Genomic DNA, 10,844 nt, shown 5'->3' with positions numbered 1-10,844 from the left:
GAATTTGTCATAATTTAAGTGTTAAAATGATTTTTTGGGGGGAATAAATGTGTGATATTGCGCAGTCTGCCGTCCCTGTGACATACCTGTGACATATCAAATTTTATTAAATTATTGTTTAAAAGTTGTTATCCTATTTTAACATTATTTATATATGTAAAATATATAAATAATAGGTTTGATAAACATTAGTATATCATATATACACTTTTGAGGTTCGCACCCAAAATTCCATCCAAGATTTAAGACATTATATGTAATTAACTATAGATAGAAAGGAGCATATATGAAAAAATCAGATATAGAAGATGTAAAATGGTCACTGATTGCTGTAGAAAATGGCAAGAAAATTGTAGAACACCCGGTTCCCGGTGAGGTTGTTGGTGATATTGTACAAATATTGATTGGATTTGGGAGTGGGGCTATGTGTTCGCTTACCGAAGAATTCGCACAGGAAGTAAGAAACTTAATAGGAAAGCCGATTGATGAAAAAGTAATATCTCAGTTGACGGGATTAAGTGAGGAGTATTTAAAGCAATTATTAGAAGGGACAATCGAACCGGGAAAAACAGATGGTATTATGGCTTTAGTCAATATTGTAAAAAGTCTTAGCATGTGAAAAGCATGGGTATTTTACTCATGCTTTTCACCTAGTCAGGATATTATTTTTAATAAGTAAAATAATATGCTAATTAAAGTATATTGAATTATGGATGAAGGTGGATTAAAATAACAATATAAATATTTCAACTTTTTAATTAGCAGTTTTATGGGAGGTGCAAATATGCCGCAAAGCGCAAGACCTAAAAACGAATCAGGAATATATCATGTAATGCTAAGAGGAATAGATAAAAGAAATATTTTTATAAATGATATTTTTTAATTAAGAATGGAGGTTATATCTAATGTTAAAAAAGATATTAGAGAATAAATTTATTAGATTATATAATATTGTATTTTTAATTTTTCTATCATCTTCTACAATAATAAAAATATATTTAGTAATGATTTCCCCTATAATGAAGCCAGACCGAGAAGGTTACACAGCCATATATCATAGCCCACGTAGTGCCGTACTTTATTTTGCATTATTAATTTTTATACTTATAATGTCTAACATATTATTTTATATAATAGATTGTAAAATTAAGCAAAGTAAATAACAAATAATTATAATAAAGTTGTCCCTTTTCTCATCTTGTATTTGTTATATAAGTAAGAGCACAATTTAAATATATTAAAGGTGAACTATATGGAAAAAGTGAAGATATGAAGTGGGAGGCGTATTATGTGGAAATTAAAAATCTTGGATTTAAACAAAGACAGTCTTTTCGCTAAATTAAATCCTCCGGCTACGGAGACTCAAATCTATAAAGTAAGTTCAACATTGAAAGTGGAAATTCCGGATGAACTGGAATCATTGTTAAAGGAAGTTAATGGTGATGGCGCTACATTTCTTTCAACGGAACAGATTATCAGAGACAATTTATTTTTGAGAGAGTTAGAGGATTTTATGCCTCTTGATGTTTTTTTGTTTTTTGCCGAAAATGGCTGTGGTGATTATTTTGGGTACTCAATAAGAAAAAACGGCGAAATTGATAACAATATTTTTATGTGGGATCATGAATCTGACAGCAGGAAATGGGTTGCTCAAGGGTTAGACCAATTTATCGAAAGAAGGAAAAGCGAAGAAATATAACCGGGATGTTGATACAGATAAGAAAGGTGGAGCTTCTCCGGAGCTTGATTCTTTGAAAATGACCGAGAAACGCAAAAAGGAATGAGATATGAGGGTGTATAATGAAAAATATCGGTTCGAAAATTTTAAGTATTGTCGTGATAATATTGGTGTTTTTTAGAATAATTATATTTTATACCGACTCAACTCATCGTACTATAAGGACTTTAAATAGCCGGTATGCCTCAATTGATAATAAGAACTATAAGATTAAAGACAGTGAAGAATTGAGTCGCATATATGACATTATCAATGAGAGACATAAATACGATTCTATACCATCAGAGGTGTCGGATGAAAGTCTGGAGGATTGGTTATACAACTTGGGAGACGGAATGAAAAATGTTTCTGAAAATCCAAATATTCCTGAAAACAGAAATGCTATTGCATACGTTAATGATATACCGGTTTATGAGGACGAGATTATAGACCGAATAGAGAAAAATAATGCCATATCATATGCTATGGAGAAGAGTGACGGAAACTCAACACCCCCGCTTTGGTATTCGGATCCCTTTGGGTATGTTTATATAGAAAAATTTATGATAAGCTATGCAAGGGAAAATGGCATAGATGTTTCAAAGGAAGAGCTGGAAGAACAAATTTTATATGAGAGAAATGCTTGGGAATCAGAAAAAGAGACTTTTGAACAATATCTTTCCGGTAGAGGTATTACAGAAGAAGAATTTTTTAATGATATTGCTCCACCGTCATATATAAAAACCATACTTAAAAACAAGGTAAGAAATCACATAATAAAAAATTCAGGCATAACGGAAATGAATAACAAAGAACAGCAGAAATATTTATACGAATTTTTCAAGGAAAATATTAAAGTTATAGAAATCGATAAAGATTTTATTAAAAATCACAGATAAAATGTTAAGATGCTATCTTATACAATTAAATAAAGTGTAAGCTGATTGAGAGAGATTGGAAAATACTAAAAATATGGAGGAACAATCGTGAATAAAAATGAAATACTGCTTTTTTTGACAGACCGATGGTGTGATTGGGAAGCAAGCTATGCAGTTGCTGTAGCTAACTCCTTTTCGGAATATAACGTCAAAACCATTGGAATAGATACTGCTGATAAAGTATCAATGGGTGGGATAAAATCTAAAATTGATTTCGGTATCAATGACTATCGTAATTTCGATAACCTTGCAATGCTTATTATTCCCGGCGGTCTTTCGTGGGAAGAGAATGATTATGACGAAATAGCACAGTTTGTTACAACCGTTAGAAAATTAGAGATTCCTGTTGCGGCGATATGCGGAGCAACTTATTTTCTGTGCAAGCATGGATTCCTCAATAATATTAAGCACACAGGAGATTCTTTGGAATTGTTTCAAAGCGTAGAAGGATATGAGGGAGAAAAATTCTATACACAAGCTCAAGTAGTTTATGATAAAGGATTTATTACAGCCAATGAAACTGCAGCAGTTGAATTTGCATATGAAATATTCAAAATTTTAAAGGTTGATAGTGATGAAGAAATAAACCAATGGTTTGATAATTTTAAAAATGGGGCAGTCTGTTAGATTAAGCTTGCCATATGTCATGTAGCATCCGGGTTTCTGCATGTTGCAATAAAAAAGCATGAAACCAACATTCTTGGTATACATGCCTTTTTTTCTACTCACTATACATAAATTCCTTAACTCTCAGATAGCTATTGTCATCTCCTACAAAGTAAAAAATATCATCTTCTAAAAACAAGGCATATGCGCCCGGGGATAAAATAATGCTGTTATTTCTTTTAATTGCTACTATAGTGGCATTGGTGTTTTGCCAGAAATTAATTTCGGATGCTGATTTATTCAAGTGCTTTGAATCCTTAGTAATTTTTATTTCAAAAGGAACAAAGGGATTTGAAGCATGGAAGCGTTGTGTATTCTCAGTCAGCAAATCAAAGTTTTTCTTCAAGATTTCTATTTCTTTTTTTTGATTATTAAAACTTTCATTTATTTCATTTATTAAAGCTTTTATAGTTTGCTTATCGCTAAAGCCTCTTACGTATTTAACAGCATTTTCATAGGACTTAATAATTACTCCGCTGCCCTTCATGGTTTCTACTATATCCAGGTCTGAAAGAATATTTATGGCTCTCCTTGCAGTTTCCGGAGATACTTTGTATTGACTGGATATGGAGGAGCGAGAATATATTTTTTCACCGATTTTCAGATTTTTTTCTACGATTCTTGAGGCTATATCCAAAGCTATTTTTTGATAAACAGAACCTTTAACTTTATTTTCCACTTTCATCTTCCTTTATATTTTTTACTTTTCTTTATTTTGTGGAAATTATATCATATTATAATATAAAAAACCATATGATAATTTGCTATATACTAAGATGACACCCATAGGGTGCCATCTCAGGCTGCTGAAAAAGCCCACCTGCGTCGTTGCCGTTCATCCGGTCAATCCTCACGTATGTCTAATACGCTGCGGTTGCCCGTCTTCCGGCGCCTTGCAGGATGAACTTTTTCAACAGCCTATCATCTTGATGACTTTGTCATCAAGATGAGATGACACCCATAGGGTGCCATCTTTTACATTAATCTATTAAGCCTGTTGATTTTAACCATTCCTCTGCAACCTCATCCGGCTCTCTTTCGTTTATATCTACCTCATAGTTAAGCTTCGTCATTGTTTCTGAATCTAATAGAGGTGATATTTTCTCAAGAATATCTTTTATTTCAGGATGTTGCTCCAAGGCATCCTTTCTGACTACAGGAGCTGCGTTATATACAGGGAAGAAATATTTATCATCCTCTAAATTTACCAAATCAAAGGCAGCTATACGTCCGTCAGTTGCAAATCCCATAGCTACATCAACCTGATTTTCTCTTAAGGTTTTGTACATTATACCCAAGTCCATTATTTTAATTTCGTCATCACTCTGGTTAAATCCGTAGTGAGCTTGTACTCCCGGATATCCATCCGGTCTCACTGAAAACTCATGGTCTATGGCGGTCGTTAATTCTCCCGGATTTTCGCTTATATATTTTGATAAATCACTTATAGTTTTTATTCCAAGCTCCTCTGCATGCTCTTTACGCATCATCAAGGTATAGGTATTATTCAAGGTAGCATACTGCAGCCATATAAAGCCATTTTCTTCGTCTGTATCTCTAACTTTTTCGTAAGCTTCCTGAGAATCAGTTATAGGCTCGTCATTTTGAAGCTGAGATAACCATGCAGTTCCTGTATATTCCCAGTAGAGATCAAAATCTCCGTTTTCAAGAGCCAATCTAACCTTATCTGAGCCTGCAACTCCGGTTTTATCATCAACCTTAAACCCCGCATCCTTTAATGCTAACACAGTTATTTTACCCAGCAACAGCTGTTCTGTGAACTCTTTTGAACCTACTTTTATAGTATCGCCACTGTTGCTGCCACATGCGCTTAATACCCCTATGGACAGTACCAGTACCAATACTAATGCAATTGTTTTAATAAATTTTGATTTCTTAATCATAACTCCTCCTATATTTTAATGTTCTGATATTTTAATATTCTAAGCTTTTTCAAATAAAGCCATCAAATAATCTGCTAAAATTGCCAGAAGTGCCGATAGCAAGGCACCCAGTATTACAATCTGCCACCTGTTTATATTGTTTCCTGCAATTATCAGGTCTCCCAGACCTCCTGCGCCTATAAATGCTGCCAGAGTGGCAGTGCCAATATTTACAGTGGCAGCAGTCCTTATCCCTGCCATTATTACAGGAAATGCAATAGGCAGCTCTATTTTAGTTAATATCCTTACCGGATTCATTCCCATTCCTGTTGCAGCCTCCATAACGTATCTGTCAACACCTGTAATACCCACCAATGTATTGTTCAATATGGGAAGAAGTGAGTAAATCCACAATGCAAATACGGCGGATTTAAATCCAATGCCCAGAACACTGACGAATAAGGCCAATATAGCAAGACTGGGTATGGTTTGACCCATGTTGACTATACTTATAAATATATTGGCAAGGCCCTTGAATTTCGGTCTAGTCAAAAATATCCCCAGTGGGACTGATACAAGTACTGCTGCAGTAGCGGAAACTAATACCAATACTATATGCTGTTTAAGAAGACTAAAAACCTTGCTGTATGAAACAAAGTCTGCAACAATTTTATCTTGTGGGTAATTTATTACATAGAAGGTATAGGACAGGCCAATGAATATAAGAACTAAGGGAATTAATACTGCTTTAATTACGGGTTTTCTTTTTTTTACATTTCCTGAATCAGTCATTTATACTCACCGCATTTAAAATATCGTTGATACCAATCCATCCCCTTAGATTATCTCTTTCATCTGCCACATAAATGTATCGTTGACCTATACGTAGCATTTCCGACAGTGCATCGTTTAAGGACATTCTTTCATCCACAGTGACTTCCATTTCTTTTTTGTAGTCTCCCGACATTCCTGTTTTACCTTCCATATCTTTTAACTCCGCGTAGCCTATAAGCTTGTTGTTTTGACCTGTGAGAGCTATGGTTTTAAGACCATTTTCAAGCATTATCGTTCTGGCTGCATCCAGCGGAGTATCCATTTTCACACTAAACGTATCATGCATTATTTCGCTGCATGTAACCAGGTTTAAACGCTTAATGGAGCGATTGCCTCCGATTAAGTTTTCCACAAACTCATCGGCAGGATTACTGAGAATATCGTCCGGGGTGCCCTGCTGAACTATCTTCCCATTTTTTACTACTACTATTTTATCTCCCATCTTTATAGCTTCATCAATATCGTGAGTAACAAATATAATAGTTTTGCGTATCTTTTCCTGCAAACGCAAAAATTCATTTTGCAGTTTACTTCTGGTAATAGGGTCTAACGCTCCGAATGGTTCATCCATAAGCATTACCGGAGGGTCTGCTGCTAAAGCTCTGGCAACACCTACTCTTTGTCTCTGACCCCCGCTTAAATCCGAAGGTCTTCTGTTTCTGTAAACTTCAGGATTTAATTCCATTAATTCAAGAAGCTCATCCACTCTCTTGTCTATTCTTTCTTTATCCCACTTTTTTTCTTTGGGAACGGTAGCGATATTTTCTGCAATAGTCATATGGGGAAATAATCCTATATTTTGGATTACATATCCAATATTACGCCTTAGATCAACCGGATTATGAGCCATAATATTTTCCCCATCAATATAAATATTGCCGGAGGTTGGTTCTATAAGGCGATTGACCATTTTCATGGTAGTTGTTTTACCACATCCGGATGGTCCAACAAGCATGCATATTTCTCCCTCGTTAATTTCAAGGTTTAAATTGTTAACAGCCGAATTTTTTGTATTAGGGTATTTTTTAGTTACATTTTCAAATTTAATCAAATTATCCTCTCCTTCCTATGATAATTTTTTTTCTGCACGTTTCTGCACTAAGGATAATAGTCTGTCTACTAAAATAGCCATTAGCGAAATCATAAGAGCACCGATAATAATCATCTTATCGTTGGTTCTCTGTATTCCTTGAAATACATAATCTCCTAAACCACCGGCTCCCACATAGGATGCAATAGCTCCCATGCCTACACCCATAACTACTGCCGTTCTGATTCCGGCTATTAAAACCGGAAGAGCCAGTGGCAGCTTAATCTTAAAGGTTATTTTAAATCTGGACATACCCATTCCTCTGGCAGCCTCAATAATTGACGGATTAATATTTTTAATTCCTGTATATACATTTCTGACTATGGGTAACTGGGTATAAAGAACTATCCCTATGATGGCCGGTGTTGCACCGATACGAAATATTGGTATAAGAATTGCAAACAGTGCTAAGCTTGGAATTGTCATGAGAATTTTTGTAATATGCAAGACCACTTCAGCTGCTTTCTCATTGTAAGTAATAAGTATTCCAACTATAACACCTATGACGATAGATATAATCATGGCAGTTAAAACCATGAAAAAATGCTGTGAAGTCAGTTTCATTATAGTTTCTATACGATTAATAAAAAAATTAAAAATATCCATAATATCCCCCCTTAAATTAATAATATGACTACCTTAGTATAAAGTACAAGTAGTCGGTTGTCAAGGTCTTTATGGATAAAGTTGGAGATTTAATAAAAATTATTAATACTTTAAGGAAAGTATGGTAAAATATATATAATGATATATATAAAGGAGTGATTGTGTGTTAAATAAAAAGTTGATTGAAGATACATTGAATGCTGCCTTGTCCACCGGAGGAGATTTCGCGGAGGTATTTGTTGAAGACAGAACTAATACCGGAATTGTAATGATAGGCGGTAAGGTTGACAGCACAATGTCAGGCAGAGATTATGGAGTAGGTGTTCGTATTTTTAAAGGATTTAACAGCGTTTACGCATATACAAATAAATCTGACAGGGACACCCTTATAGAAACTGCAAAGAAGGCAGCTGCAGCGATAGAAGGAAGTCCGTTGAGCCTGACTATTAATCTTGAAAAATCGCAGGTTAAAAATATTCATTCTATAGAAATTGACCCTAATTCAATAGAAAAAACAAGAAAAGTTGAGGTTATGAGAAAGGCATATGACACTGCATTCAACTACAGTGATTTAATTACGCAGGTTACCATAAGCTATACTGATTATACTCAGAATATAATGGTGGCAAATTCCGAAGGACTGTGGAGAGAGGATAGAAGAGTTCGCTCTCGTCTCGGTATTTCTTCGGTTGCATCAAAGGATGGAGAAATGCAATCAGGATTTTTCGGACCGGGAGCAAGCAAGGGCTATGAATTTTTTGAAAATCTGGATATTGATTATTATGCCAAGGAAAGTGCGAGAATTGCTGTGACAATGGTTAATGCCAAGTACAGTCCAAGCGGCAGGATGCCTGTTATAATAGATAACGGGTTTGGCGGAGTTATATTTCACGAAGCATGCGGTCATGGCTTAGAAGCTACTTCTGTGGCAAAGGGTCTTTCTGTTTTTACCGGAAAGGTTGGTCAGAAAATTGCATCTCCTCTTGTAACCGCAATTGATGACAGTTCGATTTCAGGCGAATGGGGTTCCTACAACATAGATGATGAGGGAACAAAATCTCAGAGAAATGTTTTAATAGAGAACGGTATATTGAAGGGCTACATGGTTGATAAGCTGAATGCAAGAAGAATGAACATGGATATAACAGGCTCGGGCAGAAGACAATCGTACAGATACGCTCCAACATCCCGTATGTCCAATACATTTATAGATAACGGAAAATCAACACCTGAAGAAATAATTTCAAATACCGAGAAAGGTATATACGCAAAGTATATGGGCGGCGGTTCTGTAAACCCAAGTACAGGAGAATTTAATTTTGCGGTTATGGAAGGTTACATAGTTGAAAACGGAAAAATAAAAGACCCTGTGAGGGGAGCAACACTTATCGGCAAAGGAACGGATGTGCTTAATAAAATAGACATGGTAGGAAACAATCTTCTCCAAGGGCAGGGTATGTGTGGCTCAGTAAGCGGCAGCGTGCCGGCAAATGTAGGCCAGCCGATGATCAGAGTTTCCGAAATAACTGTTGGAGGAAGGGAAGGTTAGAACTAATGGATAAAAAATCATTAATAGAAAAAATATTCGGTGAAGGAAAAAAGCAAGGACTTGGGGACATGGAGGTTTATTATTCTTCGGGCAGATCACTTTCTCTTAAGGTTTTTAAAAAGGAGCTTGACGGATACAGCTTATCTGAAAGCGAGGGCATATCCTTAAGAGGAGTATATAATGGTAAGATGGGATATTCTTATTCTGAAAAGGTTGATGAATCATCAATAGAGTTATTAGTCAGAAATGTTATAGAAAATGCAACAGTAATCGATTCCGATGACGAGGAATATATCTATGAGGGTTCAAAGGAATACAGAGAAGTAAAAACATTTGATGAAGAGCTTGAAAAGGTAGAAGAAAGCGATAAAATAAAATTTGTCAAGAAGCTGGAAGCAGAGGCGCTCAGCTTAGATAAGAGAGTTGAATCCGTTGACTCCTGTGTATACGGTGACGGCTATGGTGAAGCAATCATTTCTAATACAAAGGGATTGTATCTTCATGACAAAAGCAACCTTGCTTATACATATGTTCAGGTGGTTGCCAAGGACGGCAATGACATAAAGACCGGCTTCGCTTACAGAACAGGCAATGATTTCAGCAAGTTTGACCCTAAGGAAATAGCTAAAGAAGCTGTTAAAGAAGCAACTGCACTTCTCGGAGCAAAATCTGTTAAATCAGGGGATTATCCCGTAATAATCAGAAACAATGCGGCTGCAGATTTATTGGAGTCATTCAGCAGTATATTTTCTGCAGAAAATGTTCAAAAGGATTTATCCCTATTAAAGGGTAAGCTTGGGCAAAAAATAGGAAGCGACAAATTTACTGTTATAGACGATCCGTATTTAGAGGAGGGATTAAGCTCTAAGTCCTTTGACGGAGAAGGAGTTGCATGTAAATATAAGAAGGTTATTGATAAGGGAGTATTAAAAACATATTTACATAATTTAAAAACGGCAAAAAAGGACGGCATTGAAACTACCGGGAATGCAAGCAAGGGTTCATACAAATCATCCATAGATATTTCACCGTCAAATTTCTATGTTGAGAAGGGTGAAAAATCGCTGGATGAAATGATTTCCAAAATCGGTTCGGGAATTATGATTACCGAGCTGCAGGGACTTCATTCGGGTCTTAATTCAATATCGGGAGATTTTTCACTTGCAGCATTGGGCTATGAAATAAAAGACGGGAAAATAGCAGGTCCGGTTGAACAAATAACAGTAGCGGGAAATTACTTTGAAATGATTAAAAATATAGAAGATGTTGGCTCTGATTTAAAATTTGGGTTACCTGGTGAAGCGTATATAGGGTCACCGTCTTTAAAGATTAAAAAACTTGCAATAGCAGGTGAGTAATAACAGTGAACAATGAATATTGAACAATGAACAGCGAACAGCGAACAGTAAAAAACAATTGAAAATATTAGATTCTTTGCCGTGTTAAGGATGGCGGACATACAAAAAAAGACAATCCAAATTTGGATTGTCAGGTTATTGACAAACCCGCTAAAAATTAGCGGGTTTTCATAATAATTAAGGAAAGACACATGAAAAATCAA

Annotated in this window: 11 protein-coding genes; 6 read left to right on the top strand and 5 right to left on the bottom strand. The window is 35.6% G+C overall.

The window, feature by feature from the left end:
- The first annotated feature begins 286 nt into the window (after window positions 1-286).
- The 4 genes from HZF24_RS18470 (at window position 287) to HZF24_RS18455 (ending at window position 3,282) form a co-directional block, all read left to right on the top strand.
- Window positions 287-619, top strand: a complete 333-nt coding sequence (locus HZF24_RS18470) for a hypothetical protein (protein WP_179239854.1) — start codon at window positions 287-289, stop codon at window positions 617-619.
- A 669-nt stretch (window positions 620-1,288) separates the two neighbouring features.
- The gene (locus tag HZF24_RS18465) at window positions 1,289-1,699 is read left to right on the top strand and encodes an SMI1/KNR4 family protein (RefSeq protein ID WP_179239853.1); all 411 of its coding nucleotides are present in this window, start codon (window positions 1,289-1,291) and stop codon (window positions 1,697-1,699) included.
- A 101-nt stretch (window positions 1,700-1,800) separates the two neighbouring features.
- Complete coding sequence (locus tag HZF24_RS18460) at window positions 1,801-2,616, top strand: SurA N-terminal domain-containing protein (RefSeq protein WP_179239852.1); 816 nt, start codon at window positions 1,801-1,803, stop codon at window positions 2,614-2,616.
- A gap of 87 nt (window positions 2,617-2,703) precedes the next feature.
- Window positions 2,704-3,282 carry a type 1 glutamine amidotransferase family protein gene (locus tag HZF24_RS18455; RefSeq protein ID WP_322790760.1) on the top strand — a complete coding sequence of 193 codons (579 nt, stop codon included), beginning with the start codon at window positions 2,704-2,706 and terminating at the stop codon, window positions 3,280-3,282.
- Between the two features lie 94 nt (window positions 3,283-3,376).
- Here the strand turns inward: HZF24_RS18455 and HZF24_RS18450 are convergent, their stop codons facing one another.
- The 5 genes from HZF24_RS18450 to HZF24_RS18430 form a co-directional block, all read right to left on the bottom strand.
- Window positions 3,377-4,006: a TrkA C-terminal domain-containing protein gene (locus HZF24_RS18450; RefSeq protein WP_179239851.1), complete on the bottom strand. Its 630-nt coding sequence runs from the start codon at window positions 4,004-4,006 to the stop codon at window positions 3,377-3,379.
- A 295-nt stretch (window positions 4,007-4,301) separates the two neighbouring features.
- Complete coding sequence (locus HZF24_RS18445) at window positions 4,302-5,225, bottom strand: glycine betaine ABC transporter substrate-binding protein (RefSeq protein WP_179239850.1); 924 nt, start codon at window positions 5,223-5,225, stop codon at window positions 4,302-4,304.
- Window positions 5,226-5,264: 39 nt separating this feature from the next.
- Window positions 5,265-5,996: an ABC transporter permease gene (locus HZF24_RS18440; protein ID WP_179239849.1), complete on the bottom strand. Its 732-nt coding sequence runs from the start codon at window positions 5,994-5,996 to the stop codon at window positions 5,265-5,267.
- Window positions 5,989-7,089 carry a betaine/proline/choline family ABC transporter ATP-binding protein gene (locus tag HZF24_RS18435; RefSeq protein WP_179239848.1) on the bottom strand — a complete coding sequence of 367 codons (1,101 nt, stop codon included), beginning with the start codon at window positions 7,087-7,089 and terminating at the stop codon, window positions 5,989-5,991. Before HZF24_RS18435 ends, HZF24_RS18440 begins: the two co-directional genes overlap by 8 nt.
- A gap of 15 nt (window positions 7,090-7,104) precedes the next feature.
- On the bottom strand, window positions 7,105-7,734 hold the full coding sequence (locus tag HZF24_RS18430) for an ABC transporter permease (protein ID WP_179239847.1): 630 nt from the start codon (window positions 7,732-7,734) through the stop codon (window positions 7,105-7,107).
- A gap of 163 nt (window positions 7,735-7,897) precedes the next feature.
- Here HZF24_RS18430 and HZF24_RS18425 point away from each other — a divergent pair, with 163 nt between their 5' ends.
- A complete protein-coding gene (locus HZF24_RS18425; RefSeq protein ID WP_179239846.1) occupies window positions 7,898-9,283 on the top strand; it encodes a TldD/PmbA family protein in 1,386 nt (461 codons plus the stop codon).
- Window positions 9,284-9,288: 5 nt separating this feature from the next.
- Entirely contained in the window at window positions 9,289-10,641 is a 1,353-nt protein-coding gene (locus HZF24_RS18420) for a TldD/PmbA family protein (protein ID WP_179239845.1), read from the top strand.
- The last annotated feature ends 203 nt before the right edge of the window (window positions 10,642-10,844 follow it).

The sequence above is a fragment of the Sedimentibacter hydroxybenzoicus DSM 7310 genome (assembly GCF_013403245.1).
GTDB lineage: Bacteria > Bacillota > Clostridia > Tissierellales > Sedimentibacteraceae > Sedimentibacter > Sedimentibacter hydroxybenzoicus.
Note: the sequence above shows the minus strand (reverse complement) of the source record. Positions and strands in the feature narration are given on the sequence as shown.